At 61.4% G+C, this 20,400-nt stretch carries 20 protein-coding genes and 1 tRNA gene; 12 read left to right on the forward strand and 9 right to left on the reverse strand.

The annotated features are described in order from the left end of the window. Positions 1-72: 72 nt before the first annotated feature. The gene (locus Q0949_RS06930) at positions 73-525 is read left to right on the forward strand and encodes an iron-sulfur cluster assembly scaffold protein (protein ID WP_299370833.1); all 453 of its coding nucleotides are present in this window, start codon (positions 73-75) and stop codon (positions 523-525) included. 74 nt (positions 526-599) lie between these two features. After that, a complete protein-coding gene (locus Q0949_RS06935) occupies positions 600-1,994 on the forward strand; it encodes a methyl-accepting chemotaxis protein (RefSeq protein ID WP_299369954.1) in 1,395 nt (464 codons plus the stop codon). 183 nt (positions 1,995-2,177) lie between these two features. Here the strand turns inward: Q0949_RS06935 and Q0949_RS06940 are convergent, their stop codons facing one another. From Q0949_RS06940 to Q0949_RS06960, 5 genes are all read right to left on the reverse strand, one after another. Further along, positions 2,178-2,306: a hypothetical protein gene (locus Q0949_RS06940; protein WP_299140883.1), complete on the reverse strand. Its 129-nt coding sequence runs from the start codon at positions 2,304-2,306 to the stop codon at positions 2,178-2,180. Between the two features lie 100 nt (positions 2,307-2,406). Beyond that, positions 2,407-4,494, reverse strand: a complete 2,088-nt coding sequence (gene recG, locus Q0949_RS06945) for an ATP-dependent DNA helicase RecG (RefSeq protein WP_299369955.1) — start codon at positions 4,492-4,494, stop codon at positions 2,407-2,409. Further along, complete coding sequence (gene ligA / locus Q0949_RS06950; RefSeq protein ID WP_299369956.1) at positions 4,491-6,608, reverse strand: NAD-dependent DNA ligase LigA; 2,118 nt, start codon at positions 6,606-6,608, stop codon at positions 4,491-4,493. The genes recG and ligA overlap by 4 nt, the downstream gene beginning before the upstream one ends. 158 nt (positions 6,609-6,766) lie before the next feature. After that, the gene (gene ctrA, locus Q0949_RS06955; RefSeq protein ID WP_299369957.1) at positions 6,767-7,486 is read right to left on the reverse strand and encodes a response regulator transcription factor CtrA; all 720 of its coding nucleotides are present in this window, start codon (positions 7,484-7,486) and stop codon (positions 6,767-6,769) included. A gap of 100 nt (positions 7,487-7,586) precedes the next feature. After that, positions 7,587-7,865: a DUF1153 domain-containing protein gene (locus tag Q0949_RS06960; protein ID WP_299369958.1), complete on the reverse strand. Its 279-nt coding sequence runs from the start codon at positions 7,863-7,865 to the stop codon at positions 7,587-7,589. A 124-nt stretch (positions 7,866-7,989) separates the two neighbouring features. Between Q0949_RS06960 and mnmA the strand changes: the two genes are divergently transcribed. Further along, complete coding sequence (mnmA, locus tag Q0949_RS06965; protein ID WP_299369959.1) at positions 7,990-9,129, forward strand: tRNA 2-thiouridine(34) synthase MnmA; 1,140 nt, start codon at positions 7,990-7,992, stop codon at positions 9,127-9,129. Between the two features lie 72 nt (positions 9,130-9,201). Further along, positions 9,202-9,957: an SDR family NAD(P)-dependent oxidoreductase gene (locus Q0949_RS06970; protein ID WP_299369960.1), complete on the forward strand. Its 756-nt coding sequence runs from the start codon at positions 9,202-9,204 to the stop codon at positions 9,955-9,957. Here Q0949_RS06970 and Q0949_RS06975 read toward each other — a convergent pair whose 3' ends face one another. The 3 genes from Q0949_RS06975 to bamE all read right to left on the reverse strand — a co-directional run bounded on the left by Q0949_RS06975 (position 9,958) and on the right by bamE (position 13,060). Beyond that, on the reverse strand, positions 9,958-11,766 hold the full coding sequence (locus Q0949_RS06975) for an ATP-binding cassette domain-containing protein (protein WP_299369961.1): 1,809 nt from the start codon (positions 11,764-11,766) through the stop codon (positions 9,958-9,960). Between the two features lie 40 nt (positions 11,767-11,806). Further along, positions 11,807-12,529 carry a GNAT family N-acyltransferase gene (locus Q0949_RS06980; RefSeq protein WP_299369962.1) on the reverse strand — a complete coding sequence of 241 codons (723 nt, stop codon included), beginning with the start codon at positions 12,527-12,529 and terminating at the stop codon, positions 11,807-11,809. Positions 12,530-12,607: 78 nt separating this feature from the next. Continuing rightward, positions 12,608-13,060, reverse strand: coding sequence for an outer membrane protein assembly factor BamE (bamE, locus tag Q0949_RS06985; protein ID WP_299369963.1), 453 nt, complete (start codon positions 13,058-13,060; stop codon positions 12,608-12,610). A 103-nt stretch (positions 13,061-13,163) separates the two neighbouring features. Between bamE and Q0949_RS06990 the strand changes: the two genes are divergently transcribed. The 8 genes from Q0949_RS06990 (at position 13,164) to Q0949_RS07025 (ending at position 19,106) form a co-directional block, all read left to right on the forward strand. Beyond that, entirely contained in the window at positions 13,164-13,718 is a 555-nt protein-coding gene (locus Q0949_RS06990) for a DUF177 domain-containing protein (protein ID WP_299369964.1), read from the forward strand. Positions 13,719-13,915: 197 nt separating this feature from the next. Beyond that, positions 13,916-14,122, forward strand: a complete 207-nt coding sequence (gene rpmF, locus Q0949_RS06995; protein WP_299369965.1) for a 50S ribosomal protein L32 — start codon at positions 13,916-13,918, stop codon at positions 14,120-14,122. A gap of 40 nt (positions 14,123-14,162) precedes the next feature. After that, positions 14,163-15,254: a phosphate acyltransferase PlsX gene (gene plsX / locus Q0949_RS07000; protein WP_299369966.1), complete on the forward strand. Its 1,092-nt coding sequence runs from the start codon at positions 14,163-14,165 to the stop codon at positions 15,252-15,254. Beyond that, on the forward strand, positions 15,251-16,228 hold the full coding sequence (locus Q0949_RS07005; protein WP_299369967.1) for a beta-ketoacyl-ACP synthase III: 978 nt from the start codon (positions 15,251-15,253) through the stop codon (positions 16,226-16,228). The genes plsX and Q0949_RS07005 overlap by 4 nt, the downstream gene beginning before the upstream one ends. A 111-nt stretch (positions 16,229-16,339) precedes the next feature. Continuing rightward, the gene (gene ihfA, locus Q0949_RS07010) at positions 16,340-16,642 is read left to right on the forward strand and encodes an integration host factor subunit alpha (RefSeq protein WP_299140856.1); all 303 of its coding nucleotides are present in this window, start codon (positions 16,340-16,342) and stop codon (positions 16,640-16,642) included. Positions 16,643-16,645: 3 nt separating this feature from the next. Beyond that, a complete protein-coding gene (locus Q0949_RS07015; protein WP_299369974.1) occupies positions 16,646-17,815 on the forward strand; it encodes a MerR family transcriptional regulator in 1,170 nt (389 codons plus the stop codon). A gap of 64 nt (positions 17,816-17,879) precedes the next feature. Next, a tRNA-Pro gene (locus Q0949_RS07020) sits at positions 17,880-17,956 on the forward strand. 70 nt (positions 17,957-18,026) lie between these two features. Continuing rightward, on the forward strand, positions 18,027-19,106 hold the full coding sequence (locus Q0949_RS07025) for a 2'-deoxycytidine 5'-triphosphate deaminase (RefSeq protein ID WP_299369976.1): 1,080 nt from the start codon (positions 18,027-18,029) through the stop codon (positions 19,104-19,106). Here the strand turns inward: Q0949_RS07025 and Q0949_RS07030 are convergent. Next, the gene (locus Q0949_RS07030; protein WP_299369978.1) at positions 19,103-20,329 is read right to left on the reverse strand and encodes a hypothetical protein; all 1,227 of its coding nucleotides are present in this window, start codon (positions 20,327-20,329) and stop codon (positions 19,103-19,105) included. The two genes, Q0949_RS07025 and Q0949_RS07030, sit on opposite strands and share 4 nt — an antisense overlap. Between the last annotated feature and the right edge of the window lie 71 nt (positions 20,330-20,400).

Here is a 20,400-nt window from a genome sequence, read left to right on the forward strand (position 1 = left end):
ACCTTTTTGCATCTGCGTCAGGCCCGCTTATGTAAGGACAAAGACAGTATGACACCAGCCCGGACCCGCCCGATGCCCGCCGATACAGACCTGATCAAACTCTACTCGACGCGCATCCTTGCCCTTGCCGCCGACATCCCGCACCACGCACGGCTCGACGGCGCGGATGCGACGGTCAAGAAACGCTCGCCCCTGTGCGGCTCGACCGTGACCGTGGATGTCAGTGTGCAGGACGGACGGATCAGCGCCTTTGGCCAGGATGTAAAAGCCTGTGCACTCGGTCAGGCGGCAGCGGCCGTAACGGGTGGCGCAGTGATCGGCCGGACATTGAACGAAGTCCTTGCCGCACGCGACGCCTTGCGGGCCATGTTGAAATCTGGTGGCCCTGTGCCGGCCGCCCCTTTCGACGGGTTTGAGGTGCTGGCGCCCGCGCGGGACTACAAGAACCGCCACGCCTCGATCCTCCTTAGCATCGAGGCGACCGCCGAGGCGATGGAACAGGCACTGCAATCCGATTGCGCCTGAGCGGCAGCCATTAGGCATATTTGAACCTTTCGCACCTAGGCACGGACCATCCGTAACGCCACGAAGGTGCGCGCATGACCGTACAGCCAAATTTCCCCGATGCGCCCGAATTGAATGTTCTGGCGCGCGCTGCATCGACGCTGGGCTATGAAATCGTGGATATTGCCGGGTTTCTCGATCTGGTCGAGGCACAGGCGCGGCAACAACGCGCCGCACTTTCTGCGGTTGAGAAAGGTGCGGATGATATCGAAGCGGCAAATACAGCAGTGCAATCCGCCGCGCACGATCTTGATGAAAGCGTGACGCGGACTGCGGTGGATGTTGAGGCATCGGCTGAAATGGTCCGTGCCTTGGGCGTTCAGTCCCGCGATGTGGCCGCGTGGGTTCAAGACTTGTCCGAGCGGAGCGGCACAGTCAGTGATACGCTCAAGGCGGTCAAATCCAACAATGCGCAGATCGCCTCAATCTCCATGCAGGTGAATACATTGGCTATCAACGCCAAGATCGAGGCCGCGCGCGCAGGTGACGCGGGGCGCGGTTTCGCGGTGGTGGCCGAAGCGATCAACGAGTTGTCGCGCAAGACCAAGGATGCGGCAGGGCAAATCTCTGCCAATATCGAGACGCTGACCGACTGGATCGCGACGCTGGGGGCCGAAGCCACGGAAGTGGCACAGACCGCGACCGATCTGATTGCGCGGTCTGGCGAAACGGATGAGGCCCTGACACGGATGGAGAAATCCGTAACCGACACGCAGGATCAGGCGGCACGGATCGATACGCAGACGCAAAAGGTGCGCGGCGCGATCAATCAATTTGCACCCGACATGCGCGGGATTGGTGGCAGTATCGCCAAGACAACGGACGGCATTCACGAAGCACACGAACGCATTCAGCGCCTGATCGATACGTCCGAAGCAATAGTGCAATCGAGCGCGGCACTTGGCGGAATGACCGAGGATGCGCCATTTATCGACTATGTCCGGAACCGGGCCGCTACGATCGGCGTGGCATTCGAAGCCTTGTTGAGCACTGGGCGCCTGGACGAAACTACGCTTTTTGACCGGCGCTACGAACCCATTCCCGGTACGACCCCCGAACAGGTGCGCACCCGCTATGTTGATCTGTTCGATGAAATCCTGCCGCCCATTCAGGAACCGGCGCTGGATTTCGACCCCAAGGTGGTGTTCTGCGCGGCGGTGGACATCAACGGTTATTTGCCAACGCACAATGCCAAGTTCGCGCAGCCGCAATCGCAGGATGTGATCTGGAATACCGCACATTGCCGCAATCGCCGCATCTTTGACGACCGCGTAGGCCTCAAGGCCGGACGCAATACCGCGCCCTTCCTCTTACAGGTCTATCGCCGGGATATGGGCGGCGGCGCGTTCAAGATGATGAAGGATCTGTCGGCCCCCATCGTTGTGAACGGATCTCATTGGGGTGGATTGCGGCTGGCCTACACGTTCTGATCCCCACGCAAAAAAAGCGCCGCACATCCGGGCGGATGGCGGCGCGAGGAAAGCGTCTCTTGCTGGGACAGATCCGGTAACCCCGAAGGCAGACGGGGCGTGAACCGACAGGCAGAGCCGGTCACGAAAGCGCCAATTGGGACGGGCGCGGGTGAGGGATCATGGCAAGATCGCAGGCAGAACTCAGATCAAGGCGGGAAGGTGCAGACCAACCACCAGCATCACGGCAAGGGCGGCGGCACCGATTGCATCCTGAAGCAAGGTGGCTTCGGCGCGGGTGGCGATATCCTTGATGTGGCGTAACGTGGTCATGTCGGCGTCTCCGTCTTGAGTTGCCCCTTTGTTCTCATATGATTAACGAAAGGTAAAGAACTTTTTGAGAACATTTGCGAACTTTTTGGAACATCTCGAGTTAACCGACTGAAATCAAACGGATCGCCTCGTCCTGCCGCATCAGCCACAACAGAACGCGCACGGCGTACCCGCGCGGGCTTTGCAGGGTGGGATCATCCGCCAGCAACTTGCGCGCGTCGCTTTGTGCGATGGCCATCAACCCGGACTGCCGGTCCAGATCGGCGATGCGGAATCGCGGTACACCCGACTGTGCGGTACCGATCAGGTCGCCATAGCCGCGCATCAACAGATCGGTTTCGGAAATGCGGAACCCGTCTTCGGTCTCGCGCAGCACTTCGAGACGTTTTTGCCCTGCGTCCGAGAGCGGCGATTGATAAAGCAAGAGGCAAGTCGAGGCCGCATCCCCGCGCCCCACCCGGCCACGCAATTGGTGGAGCTGTGCCAGCCCAAAAGTTTCGGCCCGCTCGATCACCATGATCGTCGCATTTGGGACGTTCACGCCCACCTCGATCACCGTCGTTGCGACCAACACGCCGGTCTCGCCGGCCTGAAACCGTGCCATCGCGGCGTCCTTTTCGGATGGCGGCATCTGGCCGTGCACCAAGCCAACCCGCCCCTCGCCCAAGACTGCCCGCAATCGCTTGAACCGCTCTTCGGCCGCCGTCAGATCGACGGCCTCGCTCTCTTCGACCAATGGGCACACCCAATAGCACTGACGTCCTTCCGCCATTGCCGCCGAAAGCCGCTCCACCACCTCGTCCATGCGGCTTGTGCTGACCATGGCGGTCTTGATCGGCTTGCGCCCGGGCGGCTTTTCATCGAGGACGGACACGTCCATGTCCCCGTATTGCGCAAGGGCCAGGGATCGCGGAATGGGCGTGGCCGTCATCACCAGAACATCCGCCACCCCGCCTTTCTTACCCAGAGCCAATCGTTGGCGGACCCCAAACCGGTGTTGTTCATCGACGATGGCGAGGCGCAGATCGGCGAATTGCACGTCATCCTGAAACACCGCATGCGTGCCCACCAGAATGTGGATGTCACCGCGGGCCAAGGCCGCCAGCTTGGCGCGCCGTTCGGCCCCTTTGTCCCGCCCGGTCAGGATCTCCAACACCACGCCCGCGCTTTGCGCCAGGGGCTGCAACCCTTCCAGATGCTGCCGCGCGAGAATCTCCGTCGGCGCCATCATGACCCCCTGCCCGCCCGCCTCTGCGGCGATCAAAAGCCCCATGAACGCGACGAGCGTCTTGCCCGCGCCGACGTCGCCTTGCAGCAAGCGGTTCATTCGCGCCGCGCCGGCCATATCGGCCGCGATATCTGCGATGGCACGGGTCTGCGCGCCCGTGGGCGCATAGGGCAAATCCTCCAGAACCTTGGCTTGCAAGTCACCCGTGCCAGCAGACCTGCGTCCTTTGACCTGTCGTTCCGATGCACGCGCCAGCGCCAGTGTCAGCTGATGCGCAAGCAGTTCGTCATAGGCCAAACGCGTCCGGGCCAGGCTGTCAGGCGAAAGGTCTGCCTGGGCCTGTGGCGCATGCGCCGCCAACATTGCCGCACCAAAACTGGGCCAATGCGCCTGCGCCACTTGCGCAGGATCCGCCCACTCCGAAAACTCCGGCATGCGGGTCAGGGCAGACCTGGACGCTTTGAACATCGTCTTTTGCGTGACACCTGCGGTCAGGGGATAGACAGGTTCAAAGGCCGGTATCTCGTCCGCCTCGCTTTCGGGAAGGATGTGTTCGGGGTGAACCATGTTGGCGATGCCATCGAACATCTCGACCTTGCCCGACACGATCCGGCGGCTGCCTTCGGGCAGCACCTTGTTCAGATAGTCGCTGCGCCCATGGAAAAAGACCAACTGGAAGCTGGTGCGCGCATCCTCGACATGGATCCGGTACGCGCCACCGCGATTGCGGGACGGATGATGCGCGCCAACCTTGACCGCAACGGTGAGTGTGGCCGGCAGCGGCGCACCTTCGACCGTATCCCGCAGCGCGCGGTCTATGCCAGTGTGCGGCAAGGTAAACAACAGGTCTCGCGGCGCGGAGATCCCCATCTGCGCCATGTTCTGGGCGGTCTTTGGCCCGACACCTTCGAGCGTTTCCAGCCCGGCAAACAGCGGAAACAGGATCTCGGGGCGGCTCATGTCGCGCCGATGAGATCCAGCCAGCCGTCTTCGTCCAGCGTTTCAATGCCCAGATCAGCGGCCTTTTTCGCCTTTGACCCCGCCCCGGGACCTGCCACAAGCAAGTCCGTTTTTGCGCTGACCGACCCCGACACCTTGGCCCCCAACGCCTCGGCGCGGGCCTTGGCCTCGGCCCGCGTCATTTTTTCCAGCGTGCCGGTAAAGACGACGACCTTGCCCGCAACGGGGCTCCCATCCGTGTCGGGGCGCGCGGCGGCCTGGATGTCCAGTTGTGCAACAAGGCGTTCGATACTGGCGGTCTCCGCATCTTGCCCGAACGTGGTGACCAGCGATTGTGCCATGACCGCACCGACACCATCGATGCCGACAAGATCCTGCCACGCGTCATTCCCATCCCGAGCGGTCCGCATGGCCTGATCGAATTGATCCCAGGTCCCATAATGATTGGCCAACAGGTTTGCCGCAGCCTCGCCCACGTGGCGGATGCCCAAAGCAAAGATGACGCGGCCCAGCCCTATTTCGCGACGTGCATCAATGGCATCAAAGAGGTTCGTTGCGGATTTCTCGCCCCATCCCTCGCGGTTCTTGAGCTGCTGCATGCCATGCCCGTACCGGGCGCGCAGTTCGAAAATATCCGCAGGCTCCTTGATCCATCCATCCGCATAGAATTGCTCGACCTGCTTGGAGCCGAGACCATCGATGTCGAAGGCGGAGCGACCAACGAAATGTTTCATTTTCTCAACGGCTTGCGCGGGGCAAATCAAACCGCCAGTGCACCGCCGCACTGCATCGCCGGGCTCTCGCACTGCGGCGCTGCCACATTCCGGGCAGCGGTCGGGCATTTCGAACGGCACGGCATCGTCGGGGCGTCTGGACAAATCGACATCAGCGACCTTGGGAATGACGTCGCCCGCGCGATAGACCTGCACCCAGTCGCCCACGCGGACATCCTTGCCGCCGCGGATCTCCTCGCCCTTGTTGTCACGCCCGGCGATATAGTCTTCGTTATGCAGCGTCGCATTTGACACCACGACCCCGCCCACTGTCACCGGCGTCAGACGGGCCACGGGGCTGAGTGCGCCGGTCCGCCCGACCTGGATGTCGATCGCTTCGAGGCGGGTCCAGGCGAGTTCAGCCGGAAACTTGTGTGCAATCGCCCATCGCGGCGTCGTGGATCGAAAGCCGAGGCGCTTTTGCAACGACAGGTCGTTCACCTTGTAAACCACCCCGTCGATATCATAGCCCAGATCCGCGCGCTGTTGCTCGATCTCGCGGTAATGAGCGACCAGGGCATCTGGTCCGTCGCAGAGTGCAGTCAGCGGATTGGTCTGAAATTCCAGCGCTTTCAGCCGTTCGATCGCACCGAATTGCGTGTCCGCCAACGATTCCGACAGCGCCCCCCAGGCATAAGCGAAAAAGCGCAGCGGCCGGGCGCGCGTGATGTCTGCATCCAGCTGGCGCAGCGATCCGGCGGCTGCATTGCGCGGGTTGGCAAAGGGTTTTTGTCCGGACTCTGTTTGGCGCAGATTGAGGGCTTCGAAATCGGCATGAGACATGTAGACCTCTCCACGCACTTCGAGGATCTCGGGCGCGTCGTCCAGAATATGCGGGATGTCCTCTATGGTGCGGGCATTGGCGGTGACATTTTCGCCAACCGAGCCGTCACCGCGGGTCGCTGCCTGCACGAGGTGGCCTGCCTCATAGCGGAGCGACAGGGACAGGCCGTCGATCTTTGGCTCCGCCGTGTAGTCCAGCGGAGCATCCAGTGGAACGCCAAGGTATTTCCTGATCCGCGCATCGAATTCGGTGACATCGCTGTCATCAAAGGCGTTGGCCAGTGACAACATCGCAACTGCATGCGTGACCTTGGAAAACCCGTCCGCAGGCGCTGCCCCAACTTGATCTGATGGGCTGTCTGAACGTTTGAGCTCGGGGAATCGTGCCTCGATCGCGGCGTTGCGCCGTTTCAACGTATCATAGTCGGCATCGGACATCTCGGGCGCGTCATCCGTGTGATAGGCGGCATTCGCCTCAGCCAAAGCTTGGGCCAGACGCGCCAATTCCGCGCGGGCCTCGTCCGGTGTCAGGTCGGTGGTGGCGATTTCGGCTGTCACGGCATCCCTCAGGCTCGATCTGGTCAAGAGATAGAAGCGCCTGCGCCGAGGGTCCAGTCATTCATAGCTTGGTTTTGGGAATCTCCACGCAGCCACGGGCACAAAAAAGGCCGGTGCAACATGATTGCCCGGCCTTGCATTTTGCAGCTGCGTTTTGTTCAGGCGCCGATGGCCATGCGGCCGTCATCCACGTGTTCCACAGGCTCGGGATCACGCAGGACATAGCCCCGGCCCCAGACCGTTTCGATGTAGTTCTTGCCGCCCGTTGCGGTGCTGAGCTTCTTGCGCAGCTTGCAGATGAATACGTCGATGATCTTCAGTTCCGGTTCGTCCATACCGCCATAGAGGTGGTTCAGAAACATTTCCTTCGTCAGCGTCGTACCCTTACGCAGGCTGAGAAGTTCGAGCATCTGGTATTCCTTGCCCGTGAGGTGCACGGTCTTGTTGTCGACGCTCACCGTCTTGGCATCAAGGTTCACCGACACTTCGCCAGTGACGATCATGGATTGCGAGTGCCCTTTTGACCGGCGAATGATGGCGTGGATGCGTGCGACCAGTTCTTCACGGTGGAACGGTTTGGTCAGATAGTCGTCGGCACCGAAACCAAAACCTTTGATTTTGTTTTCCGTGTCATCCGCGCCCGACAGGATCAGGATCGGTGTTTCTACGCGTGCAAGACGCAGCTGGCGCAGCACCTCGTGGCCGTTCATGTCAGGCAGGTCGAGGTCAAGGAGGATCAGATCATAGTCATAGAGCTTGGCCAGATCGATCCCCTCCTCACCCAGGTCCGTCGCATAGACGTTCAGGTTGGCATGGGTCAGCATCAACTCGATGCTTTTGGAGGTCGTTGGATCGTCTTCTACAAGCAGCACACGCATTCGTCGGTCTCCGCACTTGGGGGTGTCTAAGGGGTCGAACTAAACGTGAACTGAAAAGGTTAACCACACGTTACCCTTGATGAACTAATACCATAACAACTTAAGGTTGTCTATATTTTTGTAGCGCCGTTGCCTTCAACGCCTCTTCGCCGTGCGTCGACACGGCACGCACCCACTCGGCGAACTCGTCCTCGCTGATCCCGTATTTCGCCAATGCGGCCTCTTGGCTGATCAGCCCGTACAGCACACCGCGCACCACCGCCGCCTTGCGTGAGGCGACCCAACGGCGCGTGGACGCGGGCGGCAAATCTGCCTGAGAGAGAACAGACCCATCGGGCAAGGTGACGGCGCGCGGTCCGTCGACTTTCTTTAAAAACATTGCACAGCTCTTGTTTTGCGTTGGGCGGACCATGAGCCTGCGCATTTAATGGCGCGTTAAACGCCCCCTTGAGACTATTTCGCATTTTCATATATATGCGCCTAACACCCCCCGGAGACCTGCCATGCTTGACCAGACCGGTCCGCTCAATTCGCTCGGCTTTGCCAAAGCGCCCGAAGACACACGCGTCGTCGTTGCCATGTCCGGTGGCGTCGACAGTTCCGTTGTGGCCGCCGAACTGAAGGCACAAGGATATGACGTGGTGGGCGTGACCCTGCAGCTCTATGACCATGGCGCGGCACTGGCTAAGAAAGGCGCATGCTGTGCCGGGATCGACATCCACGATGCGCGCCGCGTGGCCGAGGAAATGGGGTTCCCGCACTACGTTCTCGACTATGAAAACGTGTTTAAAGACGCGGTGATAGACGAATTTGCCGACAGTTACCTGGGCGGTGCAACGCCGGTGCCCTGCATACGCTGCAATGAGCGGGTGAAGTTCAAAGACCTGCTGGAAACGGCCAAGGATCTGGAGGCAGATTGCATGGCCACTGGCCACTACATCCAGCGCATGATGGGGGCGCATGGACCCGAACTGCATTCAGCAGCCGATGAGGCGCGCGACCAAAGCTATTTCCTGTTTTCCACCACCCCGGAGCAGCTGTCCTATTTACGGTTCCCGCTCGGGCACTTGCCGTCCAAGGATGACACGCGCGCGCTGGCGGAAAAATACGGATTGAGCGTGGCCGACAAACCCGACAGCCAGGACATTTGTTTCGTACCCGATGGCGATTATGCCTCGGTCATCCGCAAATTGCGGCCCGAAGCAGCCGCACCCGGCGACATCGTGGACACCGAGGGCCGCGTGTTGGCCAAGCATGACGGGGTCATCAACTACACCATCGGCCAACGCCGGGGGTTGGGCATCGGTGGGCTGGCCGATCCGCTCTATGTGGTCAAGCTGGATGCGGATGCACGGCAGGTGATCGTTGGCCCCAAAAAGTTGCTGGCCACCCGCACGGTGCCGGTCAAAGAGGTCAACTGGCTGGGCGATGCACCGTTTGACAGCCAGCGGGAATGGCATGTCGCCGTGAAGGTCCGCTCGACCCGCCCGCCGACGGACGCCGTGATCAGGCCGATCAGCGCGACCGAGGCAACCGTGGAACTTGTCGCCGCCGAAGCGGGCGTGTCCCCCGGGCAAGCTTGTGTGTTCTACGACCGCGACAGCAGCCGCATCTTTGGCGGCGGGTGGATCCACAAGGGCTGAGCTGCGACTTGCCAGCGGGCCTCAAATCCGGCTAAATGAACAAACGTTCATATCCAGCCGGAGGCGCCCGAGATGCAACTCGACACAACCTTAGCGATAGTAACTGGCGGGGCCTCTGGCCTCGGAGAAGCGACCGCGCGGCATTTTGCGGCCAAGGGTGCGACTGTTACGATCCTGGATCGCGATGCGAATCGCGGGGAACAGGTGGCAAGCGAGATCGGAGGCCACTTTGCCGAGACGGACGTGACCCAAGAGGAATCGGTGCAGGCGGCGATCGATCTGGCCTGTAACCGTATGGGCGGGATCACGGCGGCGGTGAATTGCGCGGGCATTGCACTGGGGATCAAAACGGTAGGCCGCGACGGCGCGCATCCCCTGCCCGCTTTTCAACAGACCATCGACATCAACCTCGTGGGCAGCTTCAACGTCGCACGGCTCGCCGCTGTGGCCATGGCGCGCAATGCCCCCGAACCAGACGGCGCGCGCGGGGTGATCATCAACACGGCCTCCATCGCCGCCTTTGATGGGCAAAAGGGGCAAGCGGCCTATGCTGCGTCCAAGGGCGGCATTGTCGGCATGACCCTGCCCATGGCCCGTGATCTTGCGTCAAGCGGCGTGCGCGTCATGGCCATCGCGCCGGGCATCTTCAAGACTCCGATGCTGGCGGGCTTGCCCGAGGAGTTGCAGGCCGCATTGGCCGCAGACGTTCCAAACCCGGCGCGGCTGGGTGATCCTGCGGAATACGCGCGGCTTGCGGGCTTTATTGTTGAAATGGGTTATATGAACGGCGAAGTCATTCGCCTGGACGGTGCGCTGAGGATGCGGTGATCAGGCCTCGGCCTTTTCTTCCAGCAACAACCATTCCTCTTCTGCACCATCCAGCCTGGCCTGCCGCTCGATCAGCGCATCGGTGGCCTTCTGAAACTTGACCGGGTTGGCAGTAAACAGCTCGGGATCCGACAGCAGTTCCTGCAATTTTCCGATTTCGGCCTCCAGCCGCTCCATCTCGGCCGGCAGCGCCTCGAGCCGATGGCGTTCGGTAAAACTCAGGCCGGATTTGGTGGCGGGCTTTGCTTTGGACTTGGACGCCGCCTGTTTCGGTTTGTCCGCAGCTGCGGTGACGGCATCCGCACCGCGTTGGGACCGGTAGTCGCTCCACCCGCCCGCATAGACGGTGGCCTTGCCGTCGCCCTCCATTGCGATGGTCGTAATCGCCACCCGGTCGAGGAAGTCCCGGTCGTGGCTGACCAAAAGAACCGTGCCGTCGTAGCTCTCGATCAGGTCCTGCAACAGGTCCAGCGTTTCCACGTCCAGATCGTTGGTCGGTTCGTCAAGCACAAGAAGGTTGCTGGGCCGCGCCATCAGTTTGGCCAGCAGCAACCGCGCCTTTTCCCCACCCGACAACGACCGGACAGGGGCGCGCGCCTGCGCCTCGTCAAAGAGGAACTCCTTGAGATAGCCCACCACGTGTTTCGGCGCGCCGCGGACCATGACCTGATCAGCCTTGCCGCTAACCCGCATCTCGGGGTCGCCTGTCAGGCTGTCCCAGAGGCTCATGTCCGGATCAAGCTGCGCACGCGTCTGATCAAAGACCGCGATGTCCAGATTGGTGCCGAGGGTGACGGTGCCGGTGTCGGGCTCGGTCTTGCCGATCAGCATGTTCAGGAGCGTGGTCTTGCCCACGCCATTCGGGCCCACAAAGGCAATCCGGTCGCCGCGCTGCACCGTGATCGAGAACGGCTCTAAGATGAGGTTATCGCCATAAGCCTTTGAAATATCTTTGACGTCCAGAACCTTACGACCTGATTTCGGGCCTGCCTCAAAGGCCATCGCCGCAGTGCCCTGACGCTTGATCTGGCTGGCACGTTCCGCGCGCAATTCCTGAAGCGCGCGCACACGTCCCTGATTGCGTTTGCGCCGCGCGCTGATCCCTTCGACGGCCCACCGCGCCTCTGCCTTGATCTTGCGGTTCAGCTTGTGACGCTGGGTGTCTTCCTCTTCCCACGTGCTGTCGCGCCACGCCTCGAAGGCATCAAACCCCTTTTCCTGCCTCCGCACAATTCCCCGGTCAATCCAGAGGGTTGCGCGTGTCAATGCACGTAAAAACGCCCGGTCGTGGCTGATCAGTACAAATCCCGCCCGCGTGGACTTCAGCTCGGCCTCCAGCCAGGCAATCGCCTCGATATCAAGGTGGTTCGTGGGCTCGTCCAGCAGCATCAGATCCGGTGCCTCGGCCATCAGCCGCGCCAAGGCAGCCCGGCGACGCTCGCCGCCCGAGGCCGTGGACACGGGCCGCGCGGGATCGAATTTCAACCCTTCGCCAGCGCGCTCGACTTTGTATAGATCGGATGGATCGAGGCCAGCAGTGGCAAAGTCCCCCAGCGTCGAAAACCCTGACATATCAGGGTCTTGCTCCATATATCCGACATTGACACCCGGACCTGCGACGATCTCGCCCCGGTCGGGCTCAACCAGACCGCCCATGACCTTCATCAGGGTCGATTTGCCCGACCCGTTGCGCCCGACAAGGGCCACACGGTCACCGGGCTGCACCACGAGCGACAGGTCGTCAAACACGGGATCTCCGCCGAAAGTGAGCGAAATATCGGAAAGCTGAAGCAAGGGTACACGGGCCATACCCGCCAGCTAGCGGCCCACCCCCGGGGCGTCAACCATCCTATCCGGCGACCGCGCGCAGAAGACGTTTTCGCGCCGGAGGAATCGCGCCAATCTCGACCCCGGTAAACACGTGAAGCGTGTTCATCTGGCTGTCGACCACCGCGTGATCGCTGACCCAGCCGCCCATCATCAGGTAGGTGCGCAAAAGTGGGGGCATGCGCAGCATCGCCTTTTTCACGTCCGGTTTGCGCCGCAGGCGGGCCGCGTATTTGAACACGTGGGGCGCCTTGACGCGCGGCAACCAACGTTTCGGCGCAAGGTGACGCGCCTTGAGCATCGCAAACGCATCCAGGTAGTCGCCTGTTTCGGTGCCCGCAAATGACGAGCAGCCAAACAGCAGCTCAACCCCAATGTCGTCCACATAGGCCGTCATAGCCCCCCACGCGACACGCAGGATATCCGGGTCGGCGGCCTCCGGATCCACGCAGAATCGGCCCATCTCGACCATCTTGCCCCGGAAATCAGCCAGCGCGCTCAGCTCGTAGAACTGTGCAGAGTAACTGGTCGATATCTCGGACCCGGTAAGCGGCATCATACGGAAACAGCATACCAAAGCATCATCGCTGGTTCGGGTGATGAGAATGTGGGTGCACTGCGCGTCGAACGGGTCCGCATCACTGATCAGGCCAAAGCATCGCGCCCGCAGGGACTGCGCTGCGCGCACATCCGCCTCGGAACAGGCTTGCCGTGCGCTGTAGCGTCCCTTTTTCAAACCGATCATGGCCAGCGGCCTCCGCAGATGGCGTGCAGTCATGATGTACCGCGCCACTACGACGATGGCATGACAAATTGCGTCTGGCTAGCCGTCACCGCCAAATGCACCCGCGGGTCCGACCCGACCGATATTGCCCAGAAGCTGCCGCAGGAAGCCGATATTGGTGGTCCCGTTGTCCGTCACGCGGCGGTCCAGCCGGACGACATTGCCGTCCTCCAACCCGAACCGTTCGATATTTTGCAGAACACCTTCGGCGTCAAAGCTGACGGCCAGCACCTGTCGATCCACGACTTGCGGGCGGCGCGGACCAAAGGTGCGAACGCGGCTGCGCACGTAGAAATAGTCGCCCCCTTCCAGCACGCCACCGGCAGTGGGCGGGCCCACCAGGTCCTCCACCGACGCACGGGTGTCGATACCGACCACCAGTTCCTGAAGATCTTCTTCGGGCGGGATATAGCCGTGATTGCGAAAAGTTGGCGCACAGGCGGCAACGGAAAGGGCCAGAACAGTGACCAATGATGCTGTAAAGGTCCGCATACCGGCCCCCCTTGTCTGCGACGGCCCTTGCTCAGGAGACGCCGTGCTTTTATCTCGACTTACTCAAGGTTTGGCTCTGGTTCAAGAAACGAAAGTAAACGGCATGTCCAAGACACCCCCCTCGCGGGCGGCCCTGCGGGTCTCCGACCTCGCGCAAAACGCGAAAACTTCGTTCGAGATCGTGCCCGATCAGACACAGATGGCGGCCCTCGCCCAAGAGCTTGATCTGAGCGGTTTGCGCAAGATGCGCTTTGAGGGCGAGATTAAGGCCGAGGGCAAGGCGGACTGGCGCCTGACCGCGAAACTGGGCGCCACGGTGATCCAGCCCTGCGGCGTGACACTGGCCCCGGTGACGACGCGAATAGATGTGCCTGTGACCCGGCTGTTTGTCGCCGACTGGCAGGAGGTCGAGGGCGAAGAAGTCGAAATGCCCGAAGACGATTCGATTGAACCCCTGAAGCAATGGATCGACCCCGAGGCGGTGATGATCGAAGCACTCAGCCTCGAGGTGCCCGCCTATCCGCGCGCGCCGGACGCGGAACTGGGCGAGGCCGTGCTGGCCGAACCGGGCGTGGCCCCCCTGACGGATGAGGCCATGCGCCCCTTTGCCGGACTGGCCGATCTCAAGGCGAAACTGGAGGGCGAAAATGACGGCTGATTTGCGCTTGCACCTCTGAGAAAGATGCGTATTTTGCCGCCCTCACGTCATTTTGGGTTGGACATGACCAAGGGCTTTGCCTAAACGCACGTCACGCCCGCTTTCGGACGACAGAATTTGTGCCCGCCTGCTGGGCAAACTGAAACACGCACCCGTGCCCCGCACGGCCCTGCCCCAAAAACCAAAGGCCCATTCCAATGGCTGTGCAACAGAATAAAGTGTCGAAATCGCGCCGCAACAACCGCCGTGCGCATGACAGCTTGACCGCCGCGAACCCGAACGAATGCCCGAACTGCGGCGAACTCAAGCGCCCGCACCACATTTGCGCCGCTTGCGGTCACTATGACGACAATGAGATCGTCGCGCTGACCGAAGAAGTTGATCTCGAAGACGACGCGGCGTAACGTAAGCGGGTAACAAGGCGGCACGGCACGACAGCACCCAATGACGGCCCTCACATCAGACCAGGCCGACGCCGGCGCCGCCCTCGATTTTCCGATCATTCTATCCGTTGATGCAATGGGCGGGGACGATGGCCCCGCCGTTGTCGTGTCCGGCTGTTCGACATCCGCAAAAAAGAACCCGAATATCGGGTTTATCCTTCATGGTCCCGAGGCCGAGCTGCGCAAGCTTGTCGAGCGGCGCAAGCATTTGCGTGGACGCTGCATCATCCGGGACGCGCAGGACGTCGTCACCATGGACGACAAGCCCAGCCACGTCGTGCGCAATGGCAAGAACACCTCGATGTGGTCCGCCGTGGAATCGGTGCGCGCCGGAGAGGCGACCGTCGCCGTGAGCTGCGGCAACACCGGTGCCTTGATGGCGCTGTCGATGATCCGCCTGCGCAAGCTGCCGGGTGTCAATCGCCCCGCGATTGCCGTATTGTGGCCAAGCCGCAATCCGCAAGGGTTCAACGTCATGCTGGATGTGGGCGCCGATGTGCGCGCTGACGCCGATGATCTGTTGCGCTTTGCGCTGATGGGCGCATCCTATGCCCGCAACGGGATGGAACTGCCCCGCCCCCGCATCGGTCTGCTGAATGTCGGCACGGAAGAGCACAAGGGGCGGGCCGAGTTGAAAGACGCCTACGAGCTGATCCGCGATCATGCCGACGCTGCCGATTTCGACTTTGTCGGATTCGTCGAGGGTGGTGATCTTCCCGGGGATGTGGCCGACGTCATTGTCACCGACGGGTTCACCGGCAACATTGCCATCAAGACTGGCGAAGGCACGGCGACGTTGATTGGCGAGCTGTTGCGCGAGGCGTTCCGTTTTACCCCCCTGTCGCGCCTCGCCTCCATCCTGGCCTTCACCTCTCTGCGCCGCCTTAAAAAACGGATCGACCCGCGACGGGTGAATGGCGGCGTGTTCCTCGGGCTGAATGGCACGGTCGTGAAGTCACATGGCGGGGCGGATGCAACCGGCGTGTCCGCGGCGATCAAACTTGCGGCCCGGCTGTCAGAACTGGGCTTTAACGATAAACTGGCGGCCCGTGTGGCCCGCGCGGCATCTGCCGCCGAGGAGAGCAAGAAATGACAATGCGGGCCGTCGTCCGGGGCGTGGGGCACTATTTGCCCACCCGCGTGGTAGAAAACGCGGAATTCGAGGCCATGCCGGATCTCGACACGACTGATGAATGGATCAAGACCCGGTCGGGCATCGAACGGCGGCATTTCGCGACCGACGGCGATACAACGTCCTCGATGGCTGCGGCGGCTGCGCGGGCGGCGCTTGCCGATGCCGCGATGAGCGCGGATGACATCGACGCGGTTGTGCTGGCCACCTCAACGGCCGACCTGACCTTTCCATCCGCGGCAACAATGGTGCAAAGCGCGCTTGGCATGACGCGCGGCTTTGCCTTTGACGTTCAGGCGGTGTGTGCGGGCTTTGTCTATGCGCTGGCAAACGCCAATGCTTTGATTATCTCGGGCCAGGCACGTCGGGTGCTGGTCATCGGGGCAGAAACTTTCTCCAAAATCATGGATTGGACCGATCGCAGCACCTGTGTTCTGTTCGGAGACGGCGCCGGCGCTCTGGTGCTCGAAGCAGAAGACGGGGCAGGCACAAGCGCGGACCGCGGCATCCTGGCCACCGACCTCAATTCGGATGGCCGCTACCGGGACCTGCTATACGTGGATGGTGGCGTCAGCACAGGCACCAGCGGGTATTTGCGGATGCAGGGCAACCAGGTGTTCCGGCACGCGGTGGAAAAGCTCGCCTCGACTGCGCACACGGCAATGGACCGCGCGGGCGTGACTGCGGATGAGGTCGATTGGATCGTGCCGCATCAGGCCAATATCCGCATCATCCAGGGCACTGCCAAGAAAATGAACATCCCGATGGATCAGGTGGTCGTGACGGTACAAGACCACGGCAACACCTCTGCGGCTTCGATTCCACTGGCCATGTCGGTGGGGCGCGCGCGCGGTCAGCTCAAGGATGGCGACCTGATCGTGACCGAAGCCATTGGCGGTGGATTGGCCTGGGGCGCCGTGGTTTTGCGCTGGTAGGCGCTCAGGCCCACGAAGGGCGGCGGAGGACGGCTTTTGCTGCGTTTCGCAAGCCATTGATATTGACTCGGAATTTCCCCTCAACTTATGGTCGGGCAAAGGGGGGAATTCATGGCTGAGAAGACTTTGACGCGCATGGACCTGAGCGAAGCAGTGTTTCGCGAGGTCGGATTGTCGCGGAACGAAAGCGCGCAACTGGTGGAAAGCGTGCTGGATCACATGTCGGATGCGTTGGTAAAAGGTGAGCAAGTCAAGATTTCGTCCTTCGGCACTTTTTCCGTACGGGACAAGTCGGCCCGTGTCGGTCGCAACCCGAAAACCGGCGAGGAAGTCCCGATCAACCCGCGTCGGGTCCTGACCTTTCGCCCCTCGCATCTGATGAAAGAGCGTGTGGCCGACGGCAACAAGTCCTGACCGATGACCAAATCCGCAGACGCCTTTCGCACAATTTCCGAAGTGGCAGACTGGCTTGGGGTGCAGACCCACGTTCTGCGGTTTTGGGAAAGCAAGTTCACACAGGTCAAACCGGTAAAGCGCGCCGGTGGTCGACGGTATTACAGACCCGCCGACATGCTGCTCTTGGGCGGGATCCGCAAACTTCTGCACGAAGACGGGCTGACCATCAAAGGTGTTCAGAAGATCCTGCGCGAGGAAGGCATGGCACATGTCGCGGATATGTCGCCCCCGCTGGACGACGAATCCGAGGCGCAGCTGGATCGCGATCTTGTTTCGCGGATTGACGAAACGAATGCGACGGTCGCGCCGGTGCACCCGTCCCCGACACAGGCAACCCCAAAACCGATTGAAGTCCTTGGCGAAACCCCTGCTGTGCCATCAGCGGACGTGCGGCAGGAACGCGCACCGGTCAACCTGACCGACGACCAGACCGCACAGCCCCCCAAGACAGAACCGACCCAAGCCGATCTGCCATCTTTTCTGACATCACCCATGGCGCCGGCCTCTCAAGACGAAACACCGGCGGACAATACGCCGCCACCCCCTGCCGCGCCGGTCGAATTGGCATCGCCCGAGCCGGACGAGATTGAAACCATCGCGGCACGCGCGCCGGAACCGGTGCCAGACCCCACCCCGGATGCGCCTCAGAGCGAACCTGACCCGGCCGAGGCCGTGGAGGCAAACCATCCGGCAGAGCCTGCCGAGATCATGTCAGAAGATGCGCAGGACCCCGTGCTCCCATCATTTCTGCGCCCAGAGGAGCCGCAGGTCAGCACGCCCGCGCCAGACGCCGTCAAGGAAGACGCACCGACCCTACCCTCCTTTCTGCAGGACGCCCCACCGGCGGAAGAACCAACCGCGCCAACTGACACGCCGCTGGCGCAAGACCCTGCGTCTGAGTTGCCGTCGTTCATGTCCAAGGAGCCCGCACCCGAGGAACCGCGCGCCCGAGTGGTTGACGTGCCCGATGATCCGGATCCGGCACATTTGGACGTCGTCCCCTCGGCCCTGACGCGCGTTTCGCGACTGACCCGTTTGCGCGCCGATCAGCGCGACGCGATCCGTCCATTGCTGGCGCAACTGACGGCATTGCGGGATCAGATGACCAGCGCCCGGCGTGATCCGCGTTAAAGAGGTCATCGGTGCGAATTCTCCCTTGCCCCCGGCCAGAAATCGGGTATGACGCTCCTCACGTCGGGCTATGGCGCAGCCTGGTAGCGCGTCCGTCTGGGGGACGGAAGGTCGCAGGTTCGAGTCCTGCTAGCCCGACCATTTTCTTCCGCCCCAGCGCTACGGGGCCTTGTTCCCAGACCGTTGCACCAAGCACTTGTTCGAGGGGAACATGACCGGCGTTCTTGCAGACACACAGCTCAAGGAAATGATGGCGCGCGGTGAAATCACTGCCGAACCCGCCGTAACCAAAGAGCAGATCCAACCTGCCAGCCTCGATTTGCGACTGGGCACAGTGGCTTACCGCGTGCGCGCTTCGTTTCTCGCCGGGCATGGACGCACCGTATCCGACCGTCTGGCCGAATTCGAAATGCACCGGGTGGACCTGAGCGACGGCGCGGTTCTTGAAAAGGGTTGTGTCTATGTCGTGCCCTTGATGGAAGAACTGGCCCTGCCCCGCGACGTGCAAGCGGTCGCCAACGCCAAAAGCTCAACCGGCCGGCTGGACCTGCTGACGCGCACGATCACGGATGGCGGCACCGAATTTGACCGGATCGCGCCGGGCTATCACGGACCGCTTTTTGCTGAAATCTGCCCCCGCTCGTTTTCCGTGCTGGTCCGTCCGGGCATGCGGCTGAACCAGATCCGGTTCCGTGCCGGTCAAGCCGTGCTGAGCGATGACGAACTGACGGCGCTCCACCAGGACATGCCGCTGGTCGACGGCGGCGCGGTGATTGACGAGGGCCTCGGATTTTCGGTCGATCTGCGTCTGCCTGGAAGCACTCTTGTCGGGTACCGCGCCAAACCGCACACGGGCGTCATCGATCTGGACCATATCGGGCACTATGACCCCGCCGAATTCTGGGAAGAGGTCCACGCCAACGACGGGCATATCATCCTTGATCCCGGCGCATTCTACATCCTCGTCAGCCGCGAGGCCGTGCACATCCCGCCCGACTATGCCGCCGAAATGGCGCCGTATCTGGCCATGGTCGGGGAATTCAGAGTGCACTATGCCGGATTCTTTGATCCCGGTTTCGGCCATGACGCGGCGGGTGGCACCGGGTCACGAGGTGTGCTCGAGGTGCGATGCCACGAAGCGCCGTTCGTGCTGGAACACGGCCAGATCGTTGGCCGCCTCATCTATGAACGGATGAGCGCGCAGCCCGCACAGCTTTATGGTGCGGGCATTGCGTCCAACTATCAGGGACAAGGGCTGAAGCTGTCCAAACACTTCAAGACACCCGCTTAGGCGCTGGTATCCTCTCCCTCGACCGTGTTGACCAGCGTGTCGTCGCCGCGCTTTTGCGCCACGACGCTGGGATCCGGCTTGAAGATCCGCTTGCCCGCAGACTGGATCGACGCAAATGCGTCTTCGGCCATGAACCCGGACAAAAAGGCGATGAACGCCACCGTATAGGGGCTGAGTTCGACGTCATTGCCGGGACTGCCCCCTTGGGTCAGCGCCAGCATGCCCGCGCCGGAGAACAGGAAAATCGCGATGGCCGCTGCGATCCCCTCGCCCACGTTCACGAACAGGCGCGACAGGGTCAATGTGCTGGCATGTTTGGACGAATAATAGCGCCGAGAAAACGCAACAACAGTGCCAAGACCACCCGCCGCAATGGTCACGATCAGGGTCAGGAAAATGGTGGGAAAGCTGACCAGACGCATCAGTATGTCCGGCACATAAGGCGTATCGAATGTCAAAGCCGCCAGCCGGGCCCGCGCCACCGAGGCAGGTGGCAGACGTTTTTGCAGATCCGCGATGACCGCGTCATGTTTGGCGATCTTCGCCTCCAGCGACTTGATCTTTGATTCGACCACGGTCCTTTCGGCCTGAATGTCGAGCGACGCCTTGTTCGCGTCATCCCGTGCCTTCAACAGATCATCGAATGTCGTCTCGGTCTTGTCGCGGAACGTATCAAATGCGGCGCGCACCTCCGGGTCGGTTGCCGGGTTTTCGGGGTCCAGCCCGACATGTACAATCTGCAAAAGGCGCCGGATCTTGGGGTCGGGGTCTATGCCCGGCTCATTCAGCACTTTTTCATAGGCCGACCGATTGTCCCCCGGCAGGGCAAATCGGAACTCTTCCAGCCCATCGATGCTCAACCCCAGTTGATCGCGCAACGCGTTCTTGGCCCGTCCAATCGGCCCAAACGACTGGTTCACCCGCGAACTGTGACCGGCCAGTTCAATTTCCGTCTTGGCAATCTGCGCCAATATGACGGTCTTTGCGGCCTCCAGCGATTCTTCGCGTTTGAGGATGAACAGCATATTGTCGATATCCGCGGCCTGTTCTGCATCCGTGCCACTGTTACTGGTCCCGGATGCAGCCTCCACCTGCCATGTGGTGCGATAGATATAACTGCCAAAGCCAAAAGCGACGAGGCTCACAAACAGGAAGTAGAGGCCGATAACCGTGACCCCCAGCATCACCGTGCCAAAGCTCTTGCGTTTTACATCATCGGCCATGACCCGAAACTCCCATTGAAATCAATGGGTTTACGCTAGGTCACTACCGCTGCGCGATCAACTAGGGATTT

The organism is uncultured Tateyamaria sp. (genome assembly GCF_947487805.1).
Lineage (GTDB): Bacteria > Pseudomonadota > Alphaproteobacteria > Rhodobacterales > Rhodobacteraceae > Tateyamaria.